Annotated in this window: 27 protein-coding genes and 2 riboswitches; of the genes, 6 read left to right on the top strand and 21 right to left on the bottom strand. The window is 43.5% G+C overall.

The features are described 5' to 3' along the window. Positions 1-88: 88 nt before the first annotated feature. The 5 genes from rnhA to G5B06_RS19175 all read right to left on the bottom strand — a co-directional run bounded on the left by rnhA (position 89) and on the right by G5B06_RS19175 (position 4,439). Entirely contained in the window at positions 89-568 is a 480-nt protein-coding gene (rnhA, locus tag G5B06_RS01500) for a ribonuclease HI (protein ID WP_148447841.1), read from the bottom strand. Positions 569-653: 85 nt separating this feature from the next. Beyond that, positions 654-2,390 carry a MutS-related protein gene (locus G5B06_RS01505; RefSeq protein ID WP_173761671.1) on the bottom strand — a complete coding sequence of 579 codons (1,737 nt, stop codon included), beginning with the start codon at positions 2,388-2,390 and terminating at the stop codon, positions 654-656. Positions 2,391-2,516: 126 nt separating this feature from the next. Continuing rightward, positions 2,517-3,785, bottom strand: a complete 1,269-nt coding sequence (locus G5B06_RS01510; RefSeq protein ID WP_243278990.1) for a cell wall hydrolase — start codon at positions 3,783-3,785, stop codon at positions 2,517-2,519. 185 nt (positions 3,786-3,970) lie between these two features. After that, positions 3,971-4,291, bottom strand: a complete 321-nt coding sequence (locus G5B06_RS19740; RefSeq protein WP_173761672.1) for a hypothetical protein — start codon at positions 4,289-4,291, stop codon at positions 3,971-3,973. A 13-nt stretch (positions 4,292-4,304) separates the two neighbouring features. Continuing rightward, on the bottom strand, positions 4,305-4,439 hold the full coding sequence (locus G5B06_RS19175; RefSeq protein ID WP_256442586.1) for a hypothetical protein: 135 nt from the start codon (positions 4,437-4,439) through the stop codon (positions 4,305-4,307). A gap of 102 nt (positions 4,440-4,541) precedes the next feature. On the opposite strand from G5B06_RS19175, the gene G5B06_RS01520 reads away from it, so the two are divergent. The 6 genes from G5B06_RS01520 to folK all read left to right on the top strand — a co-directional run bounded on the left by G5B06_RS01520 (position 4,542) and on the right by folK (position 8,307). Continuing rightward, the gene (locus G5B06_RS01520; protein ID WP_148447847.1) at positions 4,542-4,880 is read left to right on the top strand and encodes a hypothetical protein; all 339 of its coding nucleotides are present in this window, start codon (positions 4,542-4,544) and stop codon (positions 4,878-4,880) included. 16 nt (positions 4,881-4,896) lie between these two features. Further along, entirely contained in the window at positions 4,897-5,172 is a 276-nt protein-coding gene (locus G5B06_RS01525; protein WP_148447849.1) for a hypothetical protein, read from the top strand. A gap of 211 nt (positions 5,173-5,383) precedes the next feature. Further along, a riboswitch (THF riboswitch) is annotated at positions 5,384-5,480 on the top strand. Positions 5,481-5,624: 144 nt separating this feature from the next. Continuing rightward, entirely contained in the window at positions 5,625-6,182 is a 558-nt protein-coding gene (folE, locus tag G5B06_RS01530; protein WP_148447851.1) for a GTP cyclohydrolase I FolE, read from the top strand. Continuing rightward, on the top strand, positions 6,182-6,658 hold the full coding sequence (locus G5B06_RS01535; protein WP_173761673.1) for an HD domain-containing protein: 477 nt from the start codon (positions 6,182-6,184) through the stop codon (positions 6,656-6,658). Before folE ends, G5B06_RS01535 begins: the two co-directional genes overlap by 1 nt. An 11-nt stretch (positions 6,659-6,669) precedes the next feature. Then, a complete protein-coding gene (folP, locus tag G5B06_RS01540) occupies positions 6,670-7,476 on the top strand; it encodes a dihydropteroate synthase (RefSeq protein ID WP_173761674.1) in 807 nt (268 codons plus the stop codon). A gap of 9 nt (positions 7,477-7,485) precedes the next feature. Beyond that, on the top strand, positions 7,486-8,307 hold the full coding sequence (gene folK, locus G5B06_RS01545) for a 2-amino-4-hydroxy-6-hydroxymethyldihydropteridine diphosphokinase (RefSeq protein ID WP_173761675.1): 822 nt from the start codon (positions 7,486-7,488) through the stop codon (positions 8,305-8,307). 245 nt (positions 8,308-8,552) lie between these two features. Here folK and putP read toward each other — a convergent pair whose 3' ends face one another. The 16 genes from putP to G5B06_RS01625 form a co-directional block, all read right to left on the bottom strand. Then, complete coding sequence (gene putP, locus G5B06_RS01550; protein ID WP_173761760.1) at positions 8,553-10,061, bottom strand: sodium/proline symporter PutP; 1,509 nt, start codon at positions 10,059-10,061, stop codon at positions 8,553-8,555. 197 nt (positions 10,062-10,258) lie between these two features. Beyond that, a complete protein-coding gene (locus tag G5B06_RS01555; RefSeq protein ID WP_173761676.1) occupies positions 10,259-11,506 on the bottom strand; it encodes a hypothetical protein in 1,248 nt (415 codons plus the stop codon). Positions 11,507-11,524: 18 nt separating this feature from the next. After that, positions 11,525-12,490 carry an ABC transporter ATP-binding protein gene (locus tag G5B06_RS01560; protein ID WP_021976430.1) on the bottom strand — a complete coding sequence of 322 codons (966 nt, stop codon included), beginning with the start codon at positions 12,488-12,490 and terminating at the stop codon, positions 11,525-11,527. Next, entirely contained in the window at positions 12,483-13,268 is a 786-nt protein-coding gene (locus G5B06_RS01565; protein WP_021976429.1) for an ABC transporter ATP-binding protein, read from the bottom strand. The genes G5B06_RS01560 and G5B06_RS01565 overlap by 8 nt, the downstream gene beginning before the upstream one ends. Positions 13,269-13,282: 14 nt before the next feature. Beyond that, entirely contained in the window at positions 13,283-14,851 is a 1,569-nt protein-coding gene (locus G5B06_RS01570) for an ABC transporter substrate-binding protein (protein ID WP_173761677.1), read from the bottom strand. Positions 14,852-14,914: 63 nt separating this feature from the next. Then, complete coding sequence (gene nikC, locus G5B06_RS01575; protein ID WP_173761678.1) at positions 14,915-15,742, bottom strand: nickel transporter permease; 828 nt, start codon at positions 15,740-15,742, stop codon at positions 14,915-14,917. After that, positions 15,743-16,681 carry a nickel ABC transporter permease gene (gene nikB, locus G5B06_RS01580; RefSeq protein WP_173761679.1) on the bottom strand — a complete coding sequence of 313 codons (939 nt, stop codon included), beginning with the start codon at positions 16,679-16,681 and terminating at the stop codon, positions 15,743-15,745. A gap of 190 nt (positions 16,682-16,871) precedes the next feature. Further along, positions 16,872-17,062: riboswitch (cobalamin riboswitch) on the bottom strand. A gap of 289 nt (positions 17,063-17,351) precedes the next feature. After that, a complete protein-coding gene (locus G5B06_RS01585) occupies positions 17,352-18,311 on the bottom strand; it encodes a M14 family metallopeptidase (protein ID WP_173761680.1) in 960 nt (319 codons plus the stop codon). A gap of 94 nt (positions 18,312-18,405) precedes the next feature. Then, positions 18,406-19,686 carry a bifunctional phosphoribosyl-AMP cyclohydrolase/phosphoribosyl-ATP diphosphatase HisIE gene (gene hisIE / locus G5B06_RS01590; RefSeq protein ID WP_173761681.1) on the bottom strand — a complete coding sequence of 427 codons (1,281 nt, stop codon included), beginning with the start codon at positions 19,684-19,686 and terminating at the stop codon, positions 18,406-18,408. Positions 19,687-19,705: 19 nt separating this feature from the next. After that, the gene (hisB, locus tag G5B06_RS01595; RefSeq protein WP_021976578.1) at positions 19,706-20,293 is read right to left on the bottom strand and encodes an imidazoleglycerol-phosphate dehydratase HisB; all 588 of its coding nucleotides are present in this window, start codon (positions 20,291-20,293) and stop codon (positions 19,706-19,708) included. Beyond that, positions 20,293-21,603, bottom strand: coding sequence for a histidinol dehydrogenase (gene hisD / locus G5B06_RS01600; protein ID WP_021976577.1), 1,311 nt, complete (start codon positions 21,601-21,603; stop codon positions 20,293-20,295). Before hisD ends, hisB begins: the two co-directional genes overlap by 1 nt. 79 nt (positions 21,604-21,682) lie before the next feature. Next, the gene (gene hisG, locus G5B06_RS01605) at positions 21,683-22,321 is read right to left on the bottom strand and encodes an ATP phosphoribosyltransferase (RefSeq protein WP_148447866.1); all 639 of its coding nucleotides are present in this window, start codon (positions 22,319-22,321) and stop codon (positions 21,683-21,685) included. Continuing rightward, positions 22,321-23,442 (bottom strand): ATP phosphoribosyltransferase regulatory subunit, encoded by a 1,122-nt coding sequence (gene hisZ, locus G5B06_RS01610; protein ID WP_021976575.1) that lies wholly within the window; start codon positions 23,440-23,442, stop codon positions 22,321-22,323. Before hisZ ends, hisG begins: the two co-directional genes overlap by 1 nt. Before the next feature lie 109 nt (positions 23,443-23,551). Beyond that, complete coding sequence (locus G5B06_RS01615) at positions 23,552-24,085, bottom strand: Holliday junction resolvase RecU (protein WP_148447870.1); 534 nt, start codon at positions 24,083-24,085, stop codon at positions 23,552-23,554. Positions 24,086-24,096: 11 nt separating this feature from the next. After that, on the bottom strand, positions 24,097-24,654 hold the full coding sequence (gene lepB / locus G5B06_RS01620; protein ID WP_148447872.1) for a signal peptidase I: 558 nt from the start codon (positions 24,652-24,654) through the stop codon (positions 24,097-24,099). Continuing rightward, a complete protein-coding gene (locus G5B06_RS01625) occupies positions 24,638-25,606 on the bottom strand; it encodes an RluA family pseudouridine synthase (protein WP_173771174.1) in 969 nt (322 codons plus the stop codon). The genes lepB and G5B06_RS01625 overlap by 17 nt, the downstream gene beginning before the upstream one ends. Positions 25,607-25,614 lie beyond the last annotated feature (8 nt).

The following is a 25,614-nucleotide window of genomic DNA, read 5'->3' on the forward strand; positions in this document are numbered from 1 at the left end:
CAAGAAATTTTGATATTGCTTTGACAACTTAAAGTGGCAGAATATCCCTGTCCCATTTCGTCCGGAACCGTTGGAATTCTCATTACAGTTATCCGTTTAAACCTTCATCCACGTAAAGCTCATCACCGTCTGCTGCAGACGTGGCAAGCTGGTCACAACGCTCATTTAAGGGATTATCCGCATGCCCCTTAACCCAGTGGAAGCTTACCTGATGCTGTTCTTTAGCTTTTAGAAGGCGTTTCCAGAGATCTACATTTTTCACATTTTCATTCTTACCACGTTTCCATTTTTTTTTCAGCCAGGAATCGATCCAGTGCTGATTGAAGGCATCTACCAGATATTTGGAATCGGAATACAGATCCACCTGGCAGGGACGGTTCAGTGCTTCCAGCGCCACGATAGCTGCCATCAGCTCCATCCGGTTGTTTGTGGTTTTCATGTAGCCTCTGGACAGTTCACGTTCATGTAACTGGCCTTTGGTATCAATATACTGAAGAACTGCTCCGTAACCGCCTGGGCCGTCTGGATTTCCGCGTGCTGCGCCGTCGGTATAGATTTTTACCTGCATATTTGACTCTCCTTGGATTTCAAGTTAAATGTTTAAATAAAAGTGTTTATATAAAATTTATATTTTACAGTTACGCTGCTCTTGATTATACCTGCTCTTTTCTTTCGGCGCAAGAAATTTTTGCCCATATGCCGGTGCGTTCAAATTCAGCTGCCGCATTTCCGGCATTTTTCACAAGCTCCTGATCATATCCCAGCATATCCAGAAGACGGATGGCATTTCGTGTAGTTGCTCTTCCAGGCTTGAGAAGATAATTGAACACCACTTCCTGTTCCCGGACTTCCTCTTCAAAATGATAATTTGTATAAATTTCATCCAGAATATAAGAAAGCTCAATATCATGAGTCGCCGCAAAAGGCAGTATCCAGTTTCCCCGAAGAGAATTTAAGATCTGCGAGGAAGCCGCGATCCGCTCAATGGTGTTTGTACCCCGGAGAACCTCATCGATCACACAGAGCAGAGGTTCTTTTTTCCTGCTTTCATCCAGGATCCGTTTCAGAGACCGGATTTCTACAATGAAATAACTTTCTCCGCTGCTGATATCGTCCCGCAGCGCCATGGAAGTCATTACTTTCAGAAACGGTGTCTGACAGGATGTGGCTGTACAGGTGTGGATGGTCTGTGCAAGAATACTGTTGATCGCCACATTTTTCAGAAATGTGGATTTGCCGGAAGCATTGGAGCCGGTAACCAGGGTGCCTCCTGTTGCAGTGATACTGTTTGCCACCGGATTTCTGATCAGAGGATGATAGAGATCTTCTATTTTAAGCTGGATCGCAATATCAGATTCCTCTGACCAGGGCATAAACACGGGTATGCTCCAAAGTGACAGTGTCCGGCGAAAAGAAGCTATGGAAACCAGCGCGTCCAGTTCCCCGATATTATCGATCAGCAACATGATCGTATCTGCTTTGTCTTTGATTTCTTTTAATAGGGAATTGTATGCCAGAATGTCCACATGAAATACCATCCGCACATAACTCATCAGCAGCTGAAAAGGATCTCCGGAATCTGCATTTTTGCCGGTGATCAGAAAGGCTTTTTTCCGGAAACGGCGGAATTCTTTTTTTCCTTCCGCGATCGCTTCCATCTGTTTTTGGGCTTCAGGATATTTCACGATCTGCATCTGATCTGCCGCTTCCAGCATTTTCAGAAGATGGTTAAAGCAGTCCATATAAGCTTCTATGACCTGCTGCCCTGCACTGGCATAATAGATTGCGATATTGGCGATCATCAGACACATGAACACCAGAAATCCCATCATCGGATACATTGGAAGCAGCACAAAAATACTAACAAGAAGCGCCACCAGCATCAGAATATGGATTTTTATATTGATCACAGGTGCATCATTGAGGGCAAGCACTGTGTCCGCCAGAGAGCCAAGCCTTGTCTTCCCGATGGAGGCCAGAATCAGCTGAAGATCTGTCCGTTCTTTTTCGTGGGTATCAAAAAAATGTATCAGTTTCTCACGTTCTTCCAGAATTTCTTCGTTAAAAACAGGCCTTCGGAGAATATTATAGAGAATATCTTCCCCAGGTGAGGAAAACGTCTGATTGATCTGTATAAAGATCCGATCCATATCCAGATCGTTCCAGGTAATATCATCAATATAAAATTCCCCGTTTTCTTTTCTACGGAAATAATGGGAAATACGCTCCAGATCATCCGGGGAATATTCTCTTTCCGGAATTTTTCCGAAAATTCTTTTTATTCTGTTTTTCTGAGTTTTTTTCCACTTGTGATTGTTCCATGCCATCATGACAATAAACAACACAACAATTCCTACTGCCCACAGGATCACCTGTAAATAAGGGTTCATGCTATATCTCCTTCCCGTTTTTAACTGAATCAGGGAAGTCTCCCTGCAAGGTTGCGTGCGTATATCCTCTTGATACAAAAAGTCCCCGTCAGCGGCTGAACTGTTGCTGACAGGGATATGGCTTTATTATACCCAGTCTACAAAAAATGTGTGGTCTTTATAAACTTCGTATTCCACTTTGCTGAAAGTCAGTGGCTGTTTTTTAAATGCACTGTTCATCATAAAATACATATAATTAAAGTCTTTCTTTTTAAATCCGCTTAAGGTTCTCGCTTTTCCGGTTTTTACATAGTTGTTGAAAATAGTCATCGCTTCTCTGGCAGCCTGATATGCAAGTGTACGGTTCTCAAAAGTTCCTTTGAGCCGCTTCGCAAGTGCACCATCTCTTACAACAGAATACTGTGGTGTCGTACTGCTTCCAATGTTTTCGTAAATTACACCTCGAATTGTTGAAGGAAACTCTTTATCGGACTTAATTGTACGGTTCAGAACACAAAGTGCGACTGCTTCCATACCGATTTTTCCCTGATTTCCCGCCTCTGCTTCACAAAGTGCAGCCAGAAGAGCCTCATCCGTTGTTTTTCCGTTTGCAATTCCCGGATGGCTTTTATATTCCTTAACCATTGTATAATAACGGCTGTTTGTGGTGTCATAAACCTTAACATTTCCGTTACTTACATTCACATTTGGTTTACTGGTCTTTGCAGTTGCCACACCTGTTGCGGATATGGAATATGTAACACCATTTACTGACACGGTTGTGCTGACAGCCATGACTCCATTACTCTTAAAGTAATAAAGCTTACCACTGATCCGATTCAGGCCGGTATACATATAACCGGTATCTGTATCAAAATAATACGTGATATTTTTGGAGGTATTCTTAAGCCAGCCTGTCGCCATCACACCGGAATTACTGTAGAAATAACGTTTCTGCCCTTTACTGTTTTTCATCCAGCCAGTAGCCATAACGCCTTCACCGCTTGTGAAATAATACTTCTGGCCTTTGCTGTTCTTCATCCAGCCCCTGGTCAGTTTACCGGTCTTTGGATTGAAATATCGTTTATGCTTCTTGGAATCCGTCATCCAGCCAGTTACCATGGCTCCTTTTTTGCTTGTAAAATAATAGGTCTTTTTTCCAGATACACTAAGCCAACCCTTGACCTGAACACCGGTTGTTTTATTGAAATAATACTTATATTTTCCTAATGTCAGCCAGCCTTTCTGCTTACTTCCGTCACTTTTTATGTAGTAAGTTTTTCCTCCAATGGTTTTAAAACCGGCAGTTGCCGCCTGAACGTCCGTTGTGGAATTTGATAGAAACATACATCCTGTGAAAAGCAATGCAACCAGAATCAGACCTTTCAACCATTTTCTTGTTCTGAAATTCTTCATAATTTTCCCCATTTCCTTATAACTGATACAAATGTATCAACTCTGTTTCAAAAATTACAAAAATGTTACATCGCGTTTATTATATCGTAACGAATAAATACTGTCAACTTTTTTGTAACTGTGGACAGCTTCCGGCCATATGATGAACTGTAAACAAAATTCTGGAGGACTTATCGATGAGTGACTTAGCTGCTACAAACTGTAATGACTGCGGATGCGGCTGCGATTCCGGATGCGGAAACAATAGTTGCGGATGTAACGGTGGATGTAACAATGGATGCGGATGTAACAATGGCTGGGGTACTTCCCTGTTTGGCGGCGGAGGAAGCAGCTGCTCCTGCATTCTCTGGATTATCTGTCTCCTGTGCTGCTGCGGAAATAATAATGGATGCGGATGCAATAACAATGGCTGCTGTAACGACAGCTGCTGGATTATCATCCTGCTTCTGCTCTGCTGCGGAAACAACGGATGTGGTTGCAACAATTGCTGCTGATCTTTCCGGCAAGAAAAGGCAGAGGTTATCTCCTCTGCCTTTTCTGCTGCCGTTTCTTTGCTTCCTCCTGTTTCTTTCTTTTTTTCTCCAGACATCTCAGATCTATTTCATAAAAAGCATTTCCATCAATTACCAATTTCTGCTTCTTTTCAGATTCCATAAAACGCTCCAAAAAAATTCTTCCATATATAATATGGCAGCTGCAGGTTTTCCGTCATATTTTCATTTATGAAATCATAGATTTCAGGAAAAAGGATTTTTTATGGAACAGGATTATATTGCCAAAACTGCGTTGGATGAAATGGTTGAAAGTGACCGGGATCAGATGCTAAAAGCCATGGTTCCGTATCTTCCCCCATCCGGCCAGCAGTTTCTGTCTATGTATACAAAAACACAGGAGCTTATGAATACCATGTCTCTTTTCCGAAACCGGAAAAAATCTGCGGATCTGCAGGCTGCCAGTCTTTCCGGCATAGATCCTCTGGAAATGCTGCAGGATATCCGAAAATGCTGCAGTGGGGAAAGCCGTCGTCAGATTGACCAGATCACCAATCTGATGGCGACCATTCAGATGCTGCAGATTATGAACGAAAATTCCTGAAGGAGGGGAAAAATCCATGAGCGATGACTGGAAAAACAATCCAAAACTTTCCCAAATGGATCCGCAGAAACTTTCCATGTTACAGAATCTTGCAGATCAGGGACTTGGGAAAAATCCTTCTGAACTGATGCCGTTTATTATGGGCGCAGCTTCTCAGGGAAAAAATGCGGGATTAAATTTTAGCTCTGATGAAATCTCTGCGATTATTGAAGTGCTTAAGATGGGAAAAAGTCCCACGGAAATCGCCCGACTTGACCGTATTGTAAATCTGATGAAAATGATACGACATTAACAGTTCTGTGATCCCGGAACAGCACCTTTTCTGTTCCGGGAATTTTCTGTCTTATATTCCTTTTCATGTCTGTCTGAATAAAATCTGTCAAATCCATAGATTCTATTGCATAATTCATAGAACATATTCCCTATTTTTGTGATATTTTTTTATCATTTTCCCTTTCTTATTATACCAGTATATGGTATACTTGTCCGTGAAATGAATGATATGCAAAATAGGACTTTATGCGTCAAGTGTTTGGCGAATGGGGAGTTGTCGCCAGAACGAAAAGTACGTCTTACGGTATGAAGTCCGCACCCGTTGCAGCAATATAAGAGGATATCTCATATTGTGTAGGGCTTTTTTCGACATACGTTCTATTACAATTGGAGATATCTTTTTTGTGTGCAAAAATAAAAAAGACAGTCTCCGAAAAACGTGATTTTTTTAACAAATGGAGGTTGTTATTTATGGTAGACAAAGCAAAAGTAGAAGAAGCAATCAAACTTCTTCTCGAAGGAATCGGCGAAGATGTGGACAGAGAGGGACTGCAAGGAACTCCGGAGCGTATCGCCCGTATGTGTGAGGAAATTTATGGCGGACTTGACAACGAGGCGGACGAATATCTTCAGAAACAGTTCCATGTAGAAAACAACGAAATGGTCCTGGAAAAAGATATTACCTTTTATTCCATGTGCGAACATCATCTTATGCCGTTTTACGGAAAAGCTCATATCGCATATATCCCAAATGGCAAAGTTACCGGCTTAAGCAAACTGGCTCGTACCGTTGATGTGTACGCGAGAAGACCACAGATCCAGGAGCGCCTGACTGTGCAGATCGCAGATGCTCTGGAACGTGTCCTCGACCCGAAGGGAATCATGGTAATGCTGGAAGCGGAACATACCTGCATGACCATGCGCGGAATCAAAAAGCCGGGAAGCAAGACCATCACCACTGTCACAAGAGGTGAATTCAAAGAAAATATGGAACTTCAGAAACAGTTCCTCGCTATGGTCAAAGACTGATGGACAGAGTAAATCAGATCTGGAAGCATCCACTCTATCAGACTGAACTTCATAAGCTTCAGCTTCTGGAAGCTGACCGTGAATTCTGCAGACATACCCCGGAACATTTTCTGGATGTGGCACGTCTTGCCTATATCAGAGCCCTTGAGGAAAATTATTCGGTTTCAAAGGAACTGATCTACTGTACTGCCCTTCTTCATGATATCGGACGGGCCAGACAATATGAAGATGGTACGCCTCATGATGAAGCCGGTGCGGTTATCGCCGAACAGATTTTAAAGGAACTTGGATTTTCTCCGGAGGAAATCCAAGCAATTGTTTCGGCGATCCGCGGTCACAGAGCCGAGACTAACCAGACGATTCTCGGACAACTGATCTATCGTGCGGACAAAAAATCCAGAAACTGTTTTTCCTGTAAGGCAGAACCAGAGTGCTACTGGTCTTCTGCAAAAAAAAATATGACGATCCAATATTAGGAGGTCTTTCCATGAAAATCGGAAATCGTGAATTTGATGTAAAAAATAAAACATATATCATGGGTATTTTGAATGTCACACCGGATTCTTTCTCAGACGGTGGAAAATGGAACGACATGGACCATGCCCTGAAACATACAGAAACTATGATTGCTGAAGGTGCTGACATTCTGGATATCGGTGGAGAATCCACCCGTCCGGGCCATACACCGGTTGGCGCTCAGGAAGAAATCGAGCGTGTACTCCCTGTTATCGAGGCAGTAAAAAGCCGTTTTGATATCCCGATCTCTGTAGATACATATAAGGGATGCGTTGCGGAGGAATCCCTGAAACACGGAGCAGACCTCATCAACGATATCTGGGGACTGAAATATGATCCGGAAATGGCTCCTGTCATTGCAAAATATCAGGCTCCCTGCTGTCTGATGCACAACAAAGATAATACAGAATATAACAACTTTATCGTGGATATGCTGGCAGAAACACAGGAATGTGTCAATATCGCCAAACGTGCAGGTATTGCCGACGACAAGATCATCCTTGATCCGGGTGTGGGATTTGGTAAAACATACGAGATGAACCTGATGACAATGGATAATCTGGAGCTTTTCCAGAAACTGGGATATCCGGTACTTCTTGGTACTTCCAGAAAATCCATGATCGGACTTGCCCTTGATCTTCCGGTGGATCAGCGTGTGGAGGGAACTCTTGCCACATCCGTGATCGGTGTTATGAAAGGCTGTGCGTTTGTCCGTGTTCATGATATCAAAGAAAACAAGCGTGTCATCCAGATGACAGAAGCCATTCTGGGACGCTAGGAGGAACCGATGGATAAAATCGAAATCAGAGATCTTGAGATTTTTGCAAACCATGGTGTATTTCCGGAAGAAACTGCTCTTGGACAGAAATTTGTTGTTTCTGCCATTATGTATACAGAGACACGTCCGGCAGGGCTGACAGATGATCTTTCCGCTTCCATCAATTATGGGGAAGTCAGCCATATGATCACCGATTTTCTTCAGAAAAACACTTATAAACTTCTGGAAGCTGCTGTGGAGAATCTGGCAGAAATGTTGCTGCTCTCTCTTCCGCTTCTTAAAAAGATCACTCTTCGTATTGAGAAGCCATGGGCTCCGGTAGGCCTTCCACTGAAAACCGTTGCTGTGGAAATTACCCGTGGCTGGCATACCGCCTATATTGCTTTTGGTTCCAATATGGGTGATAAGAAGAAATATCTGGATGATGCGATCCAGGGGCTTCGGGATATGAATGAAATCGTTGTTGAGAAAGTTTCAGAGTATCTTGTGACTGAGCCTTATGGCGGTGTGGCGCAAGATGAGTTTCTCAATGGTGCTTTAAAAGTCCGGACTTTGCTTTCTCCTGATGAGCTTCTTGACAGGCTGCATGTGCTGGAGCAGGCTGCGGATCGGAAGCGGATCATACATTGGGGGCCACGGACACTGGATCTGGATATCTTGTTTTATGATAATGAGATCATTGATACGGAGGTATTGCATGTGCCTCATATTGATATGGAGAATCGGGATTTTGTGTTGAAGCCTATGGTGGAGATTGCACCGTATTTGCGGCATCCGGTGTTGAATTTAACAATGGAGCAGTTGTTAAAAAAGCTGCTTGAAAATGCATAATAATCTAATTTTATTGCAATTTGGAAGTTGTGAAAAGCGTGGGGAAGGGAAGCATTCGTAGTTGCGAAGGCCATTTCCCTTCCCCACACCCCTTCCCTCCGGCCACGCTTAGAACATTTTGGCTGTGTGACTTTATTTAATTATAAATAAAAAAAGATGACAAGCCCGATACAGATGTCTTGGCTACAATCTGTATCGGGCTTGTTTTGTTTGAGTGTAAGTTATTGAATAAAATCCTTAATTCTTTATTTCTGGTTTACCTGATCGAATTCGTCGGTGATTTCTTTGGATGGGGCTTTGGTGAGGAGGCTGACGATGATGTTTGCTGCGATGGCTACCATGAAGGCGGGAAGGAGTTCATAGATTCCCCAGGCGCCGCCGAGTTTGCTGATTCCGTATTTCCAGATGAATACCATGGATCCGCCGCAGATCATTCCTGCCAGGGCTCCCTGCCAGTTGGAGCGTCTCCAGAATAATGCCAGGAGGACTACAGGGCCGAATACGGCTCCGAAACCTGCCCAGGCGAAGGATACGATGGTGAAGACGGAACTGTTCGGGTCACGGGCGATGAACATAGCTACTACTGCGATCAGAAGAAGTGTGATCTTATCCGCTACCATGCTTTCTTTTTTGGTTTCTTTATCCTTCAGGATGCTTCCGAGAAGGTCGGAAGAAACTGCTGAAGATGCTGCCAGAAGCTGGGAATCTGCAGTTGACATGGTAGATGCCAGGATTCCTGCGAGGATAAGTCCTGCAAGGATCGCTGCGATCACACCGTGCTGGCTGAGAAGATTTGCAATCTGAACGATGATGGTCTCAGATGCGGAACCTTCCAGAAGATCAAACTCTCCTGCTGCTGTCATTCCAAGTCCTACCACACCGATCAGTACTGCTACTGCCAGTGAGATCACTACCCATGTAGTTGCCACTCTTCTGGAAAGTGTAAGTTTCTCTTCATCTTCAATCGCCATGAAACGAAGAAGAATATGTGGCATTCCGAAATATCCAAGTCCCCATGCAAGCATGGAAATAATGTTAAGCAGTGGATATGCCTGTTCTGTTCCGGTTGTGGGATCATATGTAGTAAACATAGTCAGATATCCCGGCAGGGATCTTGCATGGTCTGCAACTGCCTCAATACCACCGGCAGTGCTGATCCCGAATACGAATACGATCACAAGTGCGATGGACATGATGATACTCTGGATAAAGTCTGTAGTAGATGCTGCCAGGAATCCTCCCAGTGTAGTATAGCCAACGATAACCAATGCACTGATAATCATAGCCGGCAGATATTTTACGCCAAAGAGACTTGCAAAAAGTTTACCACAGGCTGCAAATCCGGAAGCTGTATACGGAATAAAAAAGATTACGATAAAAATCGCTCCGATGGACTGCAGGATCTTCTTCTCATCTCTGTAACGGTTACTGAAAAAGGATGGCAGTGTAATGGAGTTTCCTGCCACATGTGTGTAGCGGCGGATTCTTTTTGCCACGATCCTCCAGTTTACGTATGTTCCGATGGCAAGGCCAATGGCTGTCCAGCCTGCGTCTGCAATACCGGTAAGATAAGCAAGTCCCGGTAATCCCATCAGAAGCCAGCTGCTCATGTCAGAAGCCTCTGCACTCATGGCTGTTACCAGAGGTCCAAGTTTTCTTCCTCCCAGATAGAAATCAGAACTGTCATTGTTGTTCTTGGAACACAGATAACCCACAAAGATCATTGCACCCAGGTAGACGATAATGGCTGCCATTATACAAATATGTGCTGTTGTCAAGAATAGTTCTCTCCCTTCATTTATCTATGTATGTTTTCACATATTTATAGATTTTATTATATTAACTTAAGAAAGTAAAGAGGATTTTCCATTTTTTTGAATAAAAATGTCTTTTATACGAAGAAAAAGGGCTGAACCCATAAGACAGCCCAGCTCTTTTCCAAAATTTCTGTTTAGTTTTCCTCAATACGCTTCTGCACATCTTCCACTGTGTACGCTTCTGTCAGTGCTTTCAGATCATCCGGTGTGGTATCTGTACTGTAAGCTTTGATAACTTTCATCAGATCCGCACAGCTGTATGCATTTTTGTAAATATCCTGTGTATATCCGTAAAGCTCATTGAAGGTATCTTTATCGGATGCGCTCCAGAATCCCTGATACAGACGAACAGTATTGCTATCTGCATCATCGGTGTTTGCCTCCGGATGACCGGACATTGCATTGTACAGGATCGCAAATGCAGGACCGCCCATGGATGCATATTTTCCTGCAATGTAATCAATCTTCGGATTACCAAAAGAATCGTTATCATTGATCTCATCATGATTTTCCATGGAGAAGCAGTCAACAGCTCCGACCTTGATATTGGAGCCCTGCTCTTCTTCCTTGGAAGTAATCGTCTTCATGATCTCATCTACATTGAAGGTACAGAGAACTGCATCATAATTTCTATCTACAAAAGCATGTTTCAGGTTATTGATTCCTTTCGGATCTGTCATATATCCAGGGCAGATGGTAATGCTGACATCATCCTTTCCTGCATCTACAACCGTTGTTTTCTCAGATGACGCAAGTTTTTCAACATCCTCCGAATAAGTCAGTCCTTCTTTTTCAGCCAGTCCTTCCAGAACACCAATGGTTCTCTGAAGGTGCATGTAGTTTCCTGCGGAAGAACCACCGGTCAGCACAATATAACTGCTGGTATCTGCATCTGCAAAATAATCTGCCATATTGTAGCCGGCTTCATAATCTGCCTTTGCATCCGGTCCTACACTTCCAAGAAAATACGGGCTGGTTTTTACCTTGTCATAATCTTCATCGCTGATACTTCCGGAACCAAGAACATAATACATTTCTTCTTCATCACAGGCTTCTACAATCTTCTGAATATCCTGTCCATAAAAAGAAATGATTCCGCTTACGCCCTGCAGCTTCATTGCGCGGATAAAATTGATCTCGTCCTCTGCAGAATTAATGCTGCCTGAAAAATAGAACTTTACCGGAAATCCCTGCTGGATATATTCTCTGTAATAGTTCATAAACATGTTCATTTCCGGGCTGTTCTGATTATATACTACAACACCTATTGTATATTGAACATCTCCGTCTTCCACAGCAGCGGAAACTTTTTTCCCGCCAACTGCAAAAACGGCAAGCAACAACAGCAGAATGCCCAGTACTTTAAAGTTTTTTAATGTCATACTGTTTTTTGCCTTTCTTTATTTCTCAGTTACATAATGGCAGGCTACTTCATGTCCGGACTCTACCTCTGTAAGCACCGGACGGATCGTCTTACATTTCTCCATGCAGTGCTCACAGCGATTCTGGAACGGGCAGCCATGAGGAACATCCAGAGGGCTTGGAGCCTCACTTTCAATACTCTCGATCTTTTTGTTCTGATCCATATGAATGGAAAACTGAGCGCCAAGAAGAGCCTGTGTATATGGATGAAGAGATTTTTCTGCAACATCCTCTCCTGGAATTACCTCCACGATATTTCCAAGATACATTACCGCGATCTGATGAGCAAAAGAACGGATCAGCGCCAGGTCATGGCAGATAAAGAGCATGCTGATGTTTTTCTCCTTCTGGAGACGTACCAGCAGCTGGATCACGGACTCCTGTACAGAAACGTCAAGTGCAGAAGTCGCCTCATCACACACCAGGATCTCCGGTTCCAGGGAAAGTGCACGTGCAATACTGATACGCTGTCTCTGACCACCACTCATGTTATGAGGATAGCGGTCTACAAAATCTCCGGGAAGTTCTACCATTTTCAGAAGTTCTCTGGCTTTGGCTTCTTTTTCGCTTCTTTTCAGTTTCCCGTAATTGATCAGCGGCTCTGTAAGAATATCCACGATCTTCATTTTCGGGTCAAAAGATGCCAGTGGATCCTGGAATACCATCTGCATATTCTGACGGTTCAGCCAGGTTTCTTTCTTGGAAAGATTGGAGAGATTTTTTCCATGATAAAGGATCTCGCCACTGGTCGGCTTGTCAAGAGAGATGACCATACGGACAAAGGTGGATTTACCACAGCCACTCTCTCCTACGATTCCCAGAGTCTTTCCTTTATAAACATTCAAGTTCACATCATTGCAGGCTGTCAATGTTCTGCCACCGGAAGCCGGGAACTGTTTTACGATATGTTTTGCACTGAGCACGATATCGGATTCCTTAAACATAACGCTGTCCCTCCATTTCCGGCACTGCAGCCAGCAGTTTCTTTGTATAGTCACTGGTCGGATGATTCATGACTTCATCACGTGTTCCCTGATCCACAACTTTTCCGTGCTGCATAACAACCAGCTGATCGGCCATATAAGCCGCTACACCAATGTTATGGGTAACGATGATGATGCCGGTTCCGAAATCATCACGGAGCTCCATCATCTGGCGTACGATCTGTGCCTGCGTGGTTACATCCAGGGCACTGGTCGGCTCATCTGCAAGAAGCAGTTCCGGGTTAAAAGTCATAGCCATGGCAATACCAACTCGCTGGCGCATACCACCGGAAAGCTGGTGAGGATAACTTTTCATGATATTTTCCGCGTCTGGAAGACGCATTTTCTGAAGCATGGAGCAGCCTTTTTTCCATGCTTCTGCTTTGGATACGTCAGTATGTGTACAAATATACTCCACATACTGGCTTCCGATCTTGCGGATCGGATTCAGGGTTCCACCACAATCCTGAAAAATCATGGAAATGCGGGTACCTCTTAAATTTCTCCATTCATCCTTGGTATTGGAAAGCAGGGAATGTCCGTTGAACTGAATATCACCGGCACTGACCCGGCCACCCCCGGCAAGAGCGCCGAGGACAGCACGGATCACGGTTGTTTTTCCACTTCCACTCTCTCCTACAACACTGATGATCTCACCCTTCTTCATGGAAAGATTGAAATGCTCAATGGTAGGTGCCTGCTTTCCGTACTGAACAGAAAGATCCTTGATTTCAAGCATAAATAAACGCTCCTTTACTCGGCAAGAGTGATATCCTTTGTCAGCCAGTAGTAATCCATCGGATACATCTTAACTCCAGTTACTTTCTTATTGGAGAAGAGATAAGTTGTCTCATAACCGAAGAATACAGTTGCTGCATCATCCATAATATCCTGCTGGATGTCGATGATCAGATCTTTTCTTGCATCCTCATCGAATGTCTGAGCAAGCTCATCAAGAAGCTTATCTACATCCGGATTGTTGTATCCTGCAGTATTGTTTGAGGAAGAGCTGTACCAGTTCTCTCTTAAGTAGTTCTCCGGATCACCTGTGTTGGCAACCAGTACGTTCCAGATCAGAAGGTCATACTGACCGGAATCTCTCATGTCAAGAAGTGTCTCATAACTTACAGTATTCAGGTTTACATTGATACCGATCTCTTTCAGGCTGGCCTGTGCTGCCTGTGCGTATACACCAAGCTCTGCACGGCTTGTGTAAATAACGAAATCAAGAACAAGCGGATCTCCGTCCGGAGTCTCTACAAATCCGTCACCGTCAACATCTTTGTATCCAGCTTCCTCAAGAATCTTCTTTGCACCATCCGGATCGTAAGCATTCTCATCGTTCAGATCATCAAATCCAAAGTCAAGTGTTGGCGGAACCGGTGCTTTACCAGCTGTTGCACCACCCTCAAGAAGAGTGTTACAGTATGTCTCTTTGTCAAGTCCGCGGAGAAGTGCCTGGCGAAGTGCCTTGTCGCTGAGTGCATGATCCTCGTTCTGGTTCATAAACGCATAGGTGGAACGAAGAGACTGAAGTTCCTGAATATCATAGTTGTCATTTCCCTCGAACTCAACCAGGTTCTCTGTTTTCAGGTTGTAAGCGATATCGATCTCACCTGTCTGAAGAGCCATGGAACGTGTTGTCTGGTCATCCACACATTTCAGTGTAACTTTGTCAAGGGGAACTTCGCCATCCCAGTAGTTCTCATTCTTTACTACAACACAGGAGTCTGTCGGGCTGAAAGACTCTACTGCGTAAGGTCCTGTACAGATCGGTCCTTCCATTGCAAATGTGGAATCATCGACATTTGTATCAACAATGAGGAACAGCGGGTCTGCAAGGCAGCCAGCCATGTTTGCGTTAGCTCTGTTCAGGTGGAAAATCAGGTTCTGTCCGTCAACTTCGATGTTATCAAGATCAAAGAACTCCGGAACTCGGTCGCTCTTCTCGGCAGTACGCTCGATGGAAGCTTTTACCATCTCCGGTGTCATGTCATCACCGTTGGAGAATTTTACGCCCTCACGGATCTTGAATGTCCATGTTTTTCCATCTTCGCTGTTATCCCACTCTTCTGCAAGACATGGAACGATCTCACCGTGCTCATCGAATTTTGTAAGGCACTCACCGATTGCATAACGGGATACAACCCAGCTGAAATACTGCTCTGTCGGCTCCAGTGTATCTGCAAAGCTTGTTACTCCGATTGTGATTTCCTTATCGCTGTTTTTGTCACCTTTTGCCTGAGCCACTGTTGTCATGGAAAAAGTCATCATACATGCAAGTGTAGCAGCCAGCACTTTTTTAACTACGTTATTTCTCATTTCATCCTCCTAAAGATAAATATACTAATAATAGGGTGTTGGTTTGTTACAGAAAATGTTTTATTAATCCTGGCGTGGATCCAGTACGTCGCGGATGCTGTCTCCAAGCATGTTGAAAACAACCACGCAGATCACAATGGCAATACCAGGGTAGATCATAAGCCATGGCGCTTTTGCCATGTAGGTTCTTCCCTCGTTGAGCATCAGTCCCCACTCCGGTGTCGGCGCAGTTGCACCAAATCCCAGGAAAGAAAGGGAAGCCAGCTCCAGCATCATGGTTCCGATATCTGCTGCCGCAGTTACCACCATCTGTGTTACCATGTTTGGAAGAACATGTACAAGAAGAATCTTCCAGGTCTTTGTTCCGTTTACCACAGCTGCCTCTATGTAAAGACTCTTCTTGACTTTCAGAACCATACTTCTTGCAAGACGGGCATATTTCGTCCAGCTTACAGCCGCGATGGAGATAACGGCATTGACAAGGTTCGGTCCCAGCATACCGGCAATGGCGATGGCCAGCACAAGGCCCGGGAAGGAAATCATCATATCCGCAATGCGCATGATCACCGCATCTACAATACCGCCAAAATATCCGGCAATAACTCCTAAAAATGTACCGATCACAAAAATCACCGCAACCAGACATAAGGTCATGATCAGAGACGTTCTTGTTCCGAAAATAACACGGGAAAGAAGATCTCGCCCAAGTTTGTCTGTTCCAAATGGATGGGCGGAGCTCGGCTCCTGCAGTGATTCGGTCATAACTGCATCCAACGGATCATATGGGGAAAGCTGCGGTGCAAAGATCGCAACACCGATCACCACAAGACCCAGAATAAAGAAAAGAGTGAATTGTTTGTTTTCTTTGAATATTCGTAATACTTTTTTCAATTATCTATCCTCCTTAAGTCTTGGATCGAGATAAGTGTAGGACAGATCCACAAGCAGGTTGATGCACATGTACAGGATCGCGATCCAGAGTACATAGCCCTGTACAAGAGGATAGTCACGACAGGAAATTGCCTTTACTGCCATATTTCCCATTCCCGGCCAGTTGTAAATGATCTCTACAACTGCGGTACCTCCAAGAAGGCTTCCAAGGGAAAGACCCAGCAGCGTTACCAGCGGAAGCATTACATTAGGAAGAACATGTTTCCAGAGAATTACGCTTTCCTTAATTCCACGCATTCTCGCACCTGTTACATAATCCTGGTGAAGTTCCTCCAGTACCGCACTTCTTACCTGTCGGGTATATTTTGCAGACATGGCAAGTGCAAGGGTGAGCGCCGGAAGAATCATGGATTTGAAATCTGTACTGCCTCCTGCCACGTTGATCCAGCGAAGCTGAACACCGAAGATACTGAGAAGGATCAGCCCCAGCCAGAAGCTTGGAACAGATACTCCCACAAAAGTAATCCCTCTTACAAAATAATCCGGGAATTTGTTCTGATATACAGCGGCCAGAATTCCAAGTGGTATGGAAATAATGACCATCATCAGAAGTGCCAGCAGTGACATCTTCAGTGTGGGCCAGAAACAGGATACCAGTTTATCTGTTACCGGCATTTTGAAAGAATAGGACTGTCCCATATCTCCTGTTACAACACCTTTCAGCCAGGAACCATACTGCACAAGAAATGGCTGGTCAAGGCCGAGATCATGTCTTGTCTGTTCCAGAAGTTCCGGTGTTGGAAGATTACCACACTCTGTCAACATGATCTCCGCAGGATCACCAGGTGACAGGTAGGTCAGTCCAAATGTGAAAAAGCTGATTCCAAATAATACAATGATAATCTGGAGAAATCTTTTTCCTACTTGTTTCTTTGTCACGTTTTACTCCTTTCCTCATTTGATGTGATTTTTAGCATAGCCGTTTCAACTTATATAAGATAATAATAAAACTATAATGGGATTCTTTATATGCAGAAAATGCATGGAATTTTAGAAATACGCACGAAAAAAGCCCGTGACGAAATACGGGCACACACAAAAAAACATGCTTCCTATCTTCCGTAAGAATCATCTTAAAACAATTACAAGCAGGTCTCCTGACTCAGGCTCCTCACCCTCAGACACCTTCCCGGCCCTATTTCTCACGCACCCGGCCAGTGGTATTTTATCTGAGGATTCCCCATTACAGTGACGGGATCGTACCGGATTTATACCGGTTTCCCTATTAATCCTCTCGGAACTTGCAACGACTGATGTAAAAATCAGCAAATGCTGTTAAATTACGCGCATTATTATATGATAGATCCACGGAGTTTGTCTATAGAAAAATGTTATATTTTTAGAATATTTATCAATTTTGTCAAAGTTATTTGAATTGTACATATACCCCGTTAGGTATTTAACAACTGAATTTATCCGATCTGTCAAAAAAATACGGATTTTACACGTTTGTTTTTGCAAATAGAACAGCAAACGGTAAAATCCGGTTTTCTTATCGTTTCTATAGGAATTGAATAAAACAATTTTTGGTGGAAAAGCTCTGCAAATATCAGGTCAGCGTCTCTGTGATCGCTGCATAGGCGATCATCGGTCCGTCCTCAATAATATTCAGGCTGGCTGTCTGATAAAGTACAACTCCATTTTCTGTTGCAATGGATGTATAAAGCAGGTTTCCGTAGTAATCTCTCAGTTCACCCAGGTCTTCTCCTTTAAAGAAGTACTCTCCAGGCTTTTTGGATGGATACCAGCATCCGGTATATGGTGCATATTCATATACCACATTTTCCAGAAGCATCTGACGGTAATGTTTCAGTACGTGACATTTCTTCCCCTGAAGATGAAACACAAGATGACGGACGTCTCTTTTGTCCTGTTCCACTTCCTCCCAGGTCCAGTAACTGTGTCCGCCCCTCTCGATGAGAATACTTGGAATTCCAAGAGAAGAGGCATAATTATAGGCACCACCTGTAGCAGTTGTAGAGCGGACCACATATTTGACACCGATATGTCTTGCCATATGTAAGGACTTCTCCGCCGTCTCTTCATCTACAACCCCTACATAATAAACATATGGATGAAGCTGCTCATATCCGTCTCCGCTGTGCAGATCAATATAATAATCCGTTATGGAAAAAAGCTTCGTCACCATGGTATAGGCAATGCGATCTGCAGCTGTCCCCTCAGGATCTCCCGGGAAAACACGGTTCAGATTCTTACCATCTTCATAGACCATACTCATGGTACGATGTTCAAATCCGCTGACATTGACCAGCGGAATGATGATCACATTTCCCTTCAGTTCCTCCGGCTGAAATTCTTTCGCAAGTTCCATCGCCGCCTGTATTCCTACATACTCGGCGCTGTGTACTCCTGCTGTGATCAGGATCGTCGGTCCGTCTTCCACCCCGCAGATCACAGTCGCCGGCATCGCCATGCCGCATCCTGTGATCTCAATCTTACCTTGTGCTTTTTCTCCTTTTTCGATCACCCAGTCATCAATTTTGATCATTGGCTGTTTCCCTTTCCCTTTTTCTTATATTTCCGCACTTTGTTCCGATAAGTATACCATGCCTAACCAAAATTGTATATATCTTTTTTTAATTCTATCTTTTTGCCAGTTCTCTGGTGATCTCTTCCCAGCTGACACCTTTTTCCACCATCAGTACCATCATGTGATAGAGAAAATCTGAGATCTCATACTTGATCTCTTCTTTATCCGGATTTTTGGCGGCAATGACGATCTCTGTACATTCTTCACCGACTTTTTTCAGGATCTTGTCAATTCCCTTATCAAAAAGATAATTGGTATAGGAACCTTCCTTCGGATTCCCTTTCCGGTCTGTGATCACATCGTACACATTCTGGAATACGTGGAGTGGATTGGTATCATCGTACTCTTTCTTCATCAGTGGTTTAAAGAAACAGGTACGGTTTCCTGTATGGCAGGCAGCCCCCACCTGATCCACCTTGGCAAGAATTGTATCATTGTCACAGTCAATGGTAAGGGATTTTACATACTGTACATGGCCGGATGTCAGGCCTTTGGTCCAGAGTTCATTCCGACTGCGGCTCCAGTATGTCATTTTTCCCAATTTCAGTGTGGTATCAAAAGCCAGTTCATTCATATAGGCCAGCATCAGCACTTCATCTGTCCGGTAATCCTGGACAATAACTGGAACCATTCCATCACTGTTTAATTTAAAATCGGACCATGCAATATTGCTTTTATAGGTATTCACCGGAATTCCGGCTTTTTCGCAGGTCTCTTTTAATGTATGCAAATCATTTTCAAGGCTGCTCACATAAGCACCGCAAAGTCCGGACACGGCGGTTTCCCCTAAAAGCTCCAGAACTTTTTCCTGACTGCTTTCGTCCGTGTGGAGAACAATGGAAATCTGCGAAATCTGTGCGATTTCATTTTCCACTGTATCCAGAGCCAGAACACTGTCTGCATAAGTTTCGATCAGCTCCTGATTTTCTGTAAATTCCTTCAGATCAGAAATACTGATCATCATACGTTCTTTTCCAAAACGTCTGGATACTTCCTCAAGAAGCTCAATATTACTTTTCTTTGAAAAATTTAATACAACCTTGGCACAGCCTGCATAGATCAGTTTTTTTACGTCTTCCATACGTTTGATGTTTCCTGCTGCGATCACCGGGATCTCGGATGCCTGGCAGATATCCCGGATCTTTCCGATCGCACGGTCATGCTCAGCATCTGCGGAAGAAAAGTCAAACACCAGAAGCTCATCTGCTCCATTGTCGCCGTAAAATTTTGCAAGTGTCTCTACATTTCCATCTCCGAAAAGATTTCTCTGTCCAAATCCTGTTACTGCCTTTTCTGCCTGAAGATAAAGGCATGGGATCAACTGTTTGTTCATAAGTAGTCTCCTTTATGTATCAGAGGCTTCCCTTGGTAGAAAGCACGTCTGTGATCCGGGAATCGTACTGTGTTGCCGCATCAAGGGCTTTGGCAAAACTCTTAAACATAGCCTCTGCCACATGATGGCTGTTTCCGCCGGAAAGAACTTTGATGTGAAGATTCATTGCTGCGGAATAAGACACTGCATAAAAGAATTCCTTCACCATCTCGGTTGCCATATCTCCTATTTTCTCCGTGGAAAACTCCGCATCCCATCCAAGATAAGGTCTTCCGGAAAGATCCACTGCACAGAGCACCAGAACTTCATCCATGGGAAGAATACAGCTGCCATAACGTTTGATTCCTTTTTTGTCCCCAACTGCCTCACGGATCGCATTTCCAAGGACAATACCTGTATCTTCAATAGTATGATGATCATCCACATTCAGGTCACCGTGTACTCTCAAAGTAAGATCATACAGTCCATGACGCGTAAAACCGTCCAGCATATGATCAAAAAAGCCAATACCTGTATCAATATCGGAACTTCCTGTTCCGTCAATATTCAGCTGCAGACGGATCTGTGTTTCTTTTGTGTTTCTTTCGATCAGTGCTTCTCTTGCCATTATTCGTTCTCCTTATCCTCTTCCTCAAAACGGACTGCAATGGAGTTTGCGTGTGCAGTCAGCTGTTCCGATGTGGCAAACTGGATAATGTCCTTGTGGATCTTCCGGAGTGCTTCTCTGGAATAATACACAATGCTGGATTTCTTAATAAAATCATCTACAGAAAGTGCGGAGAAAAATTTCGCGGTCCCATTGGTAGGAAGTACATGGTTCGGTCCTGCAAAATAATCTCCAAGAGGCTCAGAGCTGTGCTCTCCGATAAAGATCGCACCTGCATTTCGTACTTTCATCATATCTTCAAACGGATTCTTTGTGACGATCTCCATATGCTCGGAGGCAATTTCATTGGCTGCCTCAATGGCCTCGTCCATATCTTCTGCGATCAGGATATATCCAAAATTCTCCAGAGATTTCTCAATGATAGCTTTTCTGGAAAGTTTTTCAACAAAACCTTTTACCTCTGCGTCAACCTTATCTGCAAATTCTTCATTTGTTGTGATCAGGATCGCGGACGCCATCTCATCATGCTCTGCCTGAGAAAGAAGATCTGCCGCGATATAACGTGGATTTGCAGTCTCATCTGCAAGAACAAGGATCTCGCTTGGTCCGGCAATGGAGTCAATGCTGACATAACCATAAACTGCTTTTTTTGCAAGAGCAACAAAAATATTTCCAGGTCCTACGATCTTATCAACTTTCGGGATACTCTCAGTTCCGTATGCAAGAGCTCCGATAGCCTGAGCTCCGCCCACTTTATAAATTTCATCTGCGCCGGCCTCATTGGCAGCAACCAGTGTGCTTGGATTCACCTTTCCGTCTTTTCCCGGAGGAGTTGTCATTACAATACGGTCCACACCTGCTACTTTGGCAGGAACGATATTCATCAGTACAGAAGATGGATATACAGCTTTTCCGCCTGGAACATAAACACCTACACGGTTCAGTGCGGTTACTTTCTGGCCAAGCATAGTACCGTCTGTCGTACTTGTGAACCAGCTGTTCTGAAGCTGCTTTTCATGATAGCTGCGGATATTTACCAGCGCTTTTTTGATCACATCAATCAGAGACGGATCTACCAGTTTATAAGCTTCCTCGATCTCCTCCGGAGTAACACGGATCGTCTCCTTTGTCACTTCAACTTTATCAAATTCTCTGGTAAAAGCAAACAGAGCTTCATCTCCCTCTGCCTTTACTTTTGCGAGGATATCTGCTACAGCATCCTCATATTTGCCATAATTATTAGGACTTCTTTTTAAGAGAGTTTCCAGAATATCTTTTGTAGATTCCTTGGTGAGTTTTACCTTACGCATAATAACTTCTGCCTTCTTTCTGTATTTATTCACAATCCGTTCCACTACATGTTCATAAGCAAATAAACAGCTTCACAGCTTATTTGACAACGTTTCGAAGTTCTGTGATCAGTTTACGGATCCTTTCATCTTCCATTTTCATGCTGACCTGGTTGACTACCATACGGGCAGACAGCGGGCAGACTTCCTCCAACACCTTCAAACCATTCTCGCGAAGGGTACTTCCTGTTTCCACGATATCCACGATGACTTCGGAAAGACCTACGATCGGTGCAAGCTCAATGGAACCATTCAGTTTGATGATCTCCACAGTCTGGTGTTTTTTATTATAGAAGTAATCCTTTGCTATGTTCGGGTATTTGGTAGCAACACGGATCAGCTGATTGTTATTCAAGACTTCTCTGGCGCTTTCCGGGCCACATACGCACATGCGGCATGCTCCGAATCCCAGATCCATAACTTCGTAAAGTTTTCTTCCCTCTTCCAGAATGGTATCTTTACCTACGATACCAATATCTGCGGCACCATACTCTACATAAGTCGGCACATCCGGGCCTTTTGCAAGGAAAAACTTCAGTTTCAGTTCCTCATTGGTAAAGATCAGTTTGCGGGAATCCTTATCACGCATCTCCTCACATGTGATACCGATTTTTTCAAACATATCCAGTGTTTTGTTGGCCAGACGCCCTTTTGTGAGGGCAAATGTAAGATATCTCATTATTCCTGCTCCTCCTTTTTCGGGCATAATGCCACTTTTTTACCTTCTCCTCGAAGTGTAATTGCTTCCTGGATCGCTTTTTTCAGCTCTCCAGCTTCATAAGTGATCACAACGGTCTTATCACCGGATGGAACAGTCAGTTTCTGCCTGGAAAGAGCAAGCATCAGATTATCGACCACAATGGCAAATCCAATAGAAGAAGCCGGTTTTCCGAAATGTTTCATCAGCTCATTATAACGTCCACCTTTGATCAGAGGTTCGCCGGTTCCATATGTATAAGCCTGGAAAATGATTCCTGTATAATAACGGAATTTACTGAGCATTCCAAAGTCGAACGCAATGTATTTCTCACAGCCGTATATTTTCAGAATCTCATAGATCTCCTCCAGACGTTTTACTGCGGAAAGCGCTTCCGGATTGGAGGTAAGTTTTTTCGCTTTTTCCAGAACTTCCACGGAACCGAACATCTGCGGCAGTTCCGCAAAAGCTTCGGAAAGGCTCTCGCTTAAATTCTGTCCTTTCAGAAGTTCTTCCACACCAAAATAATTCTTCTGGGAGATCAGTTCGCGAAGATGTTCCTCCATCTCCGGCTCCAGATCCGCTTCTGCAAGCAGGGATTTATAATAATCCACCTGACCTACACTGACCTGGAATTCTGTAAGTCCTGCTGCTTTCAGGCACTCTACTGTCATGGCAAGGATCTCCGCATCTGCTGCTGCGGAATCATCTCCCATATGCTCCACACCCATCTGGGTATTTTCTTTCATCTGTCCTCTGTAACTGGAATTGTTGATAAATGTATTTCCTGTATAACAAAGTCTTACCGGTCCCTTTTCCGGATCAAAATATGTGGCACACGCTCTGGAAACCGATGGTGTAAAGTCAGGCCTTAGAACAAGGGTATTTCCCTCTCTGTCAAAAAATTTATAAAGATCTTTGGATGGGATCGTTCCCACTTCATTACTAAACACTTCAAAGTATTCAAATCCCGGTGTTTCTATATCTTCATATCCATATCTCGAAAACACCTGGTGGAGCTCCCTCTGGAGCCGTTTTTTGCGGCTGCATTCCTCTCCATAAATGTCCCGCACACCTTCAGGTGTATGAAAAATACGCTGCATGTTCATTTCCTCCGTAACACTTTTTGAATTTTCTGCGTTTCGCTTTAGCTCGCTACCATGCTACCACAGAAAAACTTAAATTTGATTATATAGGAAACTTTTCCAAAAGTCAATCCCGTAATTGCAGATCTTTCTGGATCCCCTCCAGATAAGGAACCAGAAATCCGCTTTTTGCCGGAAGATAAAATTCCTCGTCCAGTTCTTCCCGGCGGAAACTTTTCCGTCCGCCCTCTTCCATCCGTTTCCAGAATTCTTTCAGTTTGCGTAAAGTAAGATAATAAAAAACATTATCTGCGCTGAAATAGATCAGAAAAAAAGAAATCCCCTTCTGCTTCTCAAACTCCTCCATAAAAGCTACCTGATGAGGATGAATGTTTGCAAGGGGAAAGGTCTTTACACAGCATTCTTTTGCATCGAAGCAGACAGGAATTCCCTGTACTGCTCCGATATAATCTACTGTACTTTTCTGTTCAAAATATGCCAGCGTAATATGACGGCTATCTTTATCCATTTTCACCGGGGTGATCGGCGTCGGAATTTTCTGGATCAGGGCCAGTCCCTTTTCCCTGTACTGTTCATTGGTACGGTTAATCAGTTCCTCAAGTGTGGAACCTCTTAACCCTCTGCTGTTCCATGTTGCCATAACACCCTTCCTTAATTCAGAAGTTTGATGGATGGGAAATAACGGATTTCGGCTTTTCCCACAATCTGATCAAAACGCACATATGTATTCTGCCAGTATCTGGAATCCTTGGAATTATTACGGTTATCACCCATCATAAAATAACAGTTCTCCGGTACTTCATATGGTCCGAAACTTCCCAGCGGTGTCTCCGGTACAAACGAATCATCCAGTGGTGTTTCAGAATCATTGAGATAAACTTTACCATCTTTGATTTCAACTTTATCTCCAGGAAGTCCGATAATACGTTTGATAAACAGCTGAGATTCGTCATCCGGATATTTAAAAATCACGATGTCAAAGCGTTCCGGATCTTTCCATTTTTTGGATATTTCATTTCCAAATACATTCATATTAAAGCCATATGCCAGACGGAAACCAAAAATACGGTCACCTGTCATGATGGTATTTTCCATCGATTCTGATGGTATTTTGGCATTGATAAGTACCACATTATTGATAACAAGAACCACCACTACCACAATGATGATCATTTTTACATAATCCCATATTTCATTCCAGATTTTCATAATAACTTTCCTCCAACTGCTCCTCTTTTAATTTCGTGAGAAAGATTTCCGGAACCGGTGCTGTAAATATCTTTCCGGAAAGATAAGAAAGAACTCCTGTAAGCTCGGGAAATTCCATTTGTAAAGAGTGCAGCAACTGACCACTTAACTTTTTTTCTGTCTTTCCATATTTGGGATCGCCCACCACAGAATGTCCTTCCGAAGCCAGATGTGCACGAATCTGATGTGCACGTCCTGTAATCAGCTCAACTTTAAGAAGTGTCCGTTTTCCATTATTTTCAAGAGGAAAATATCTGGTTTCTATGGGCAGAGCATTTTCTTTCTCCTGTTTATATATGGTTACTTTATTACTTTTTTTGTCTTTCGCAAGATAGCCTTTGATATATTTCTCTTCGTCCAGGATGCCTTCCACAAGACAGAGATAATATTTGTGAAGTTCCCTTAACTTAAACATTTCGGAAAGCGTCTGCAATCCCACAAGGCTTTTCCCCGCTGCAATCAGACCACTGGTATTCCGGTCAAGGCGATTACAAACGGACGGACGAAATGTTCTCAAATCTTCTTCCGTAAGGCTGCCATTTTCCAGAAGATAGCCTGTAAGATATTCCACCAGAGATGGGGTGCCATCATCTGCTGGCTGCGAAAGCATTCCGGCAGGCTTGTTAATCAGAAGAATATTTTCATCTTCATAAATAATATCCAGAACATGATGTGCACGTGGAGCAGCAATACTTCCACTGAATTTTTCGAATGTTTCGTCACTTAAAAACAATTTCACATGATCCCCGGAAAGAAGTTTTTCATTTCCAGTTGCTTTTTTTCCATTGAGCGTGATATTTTTCTTACGCATCATTTTGTAAAAAAAACTTTTCGGGGCTTCCCTGAGAAGCTTGGCCAGATATTTGTCAAAACGCTGTCCTGCTTCATTTTCATTAATGATAAATTCCTTCATTATAAATG

Origin of the sequence: Blautia luti (assembly GCF_013304735.1) — a bacterium.
Classification (GTDB): domain Bacteria; phylum Bacillota; class Clostridia; order Lachnospirales; family Lachnospiraceae; genus Blautia_A.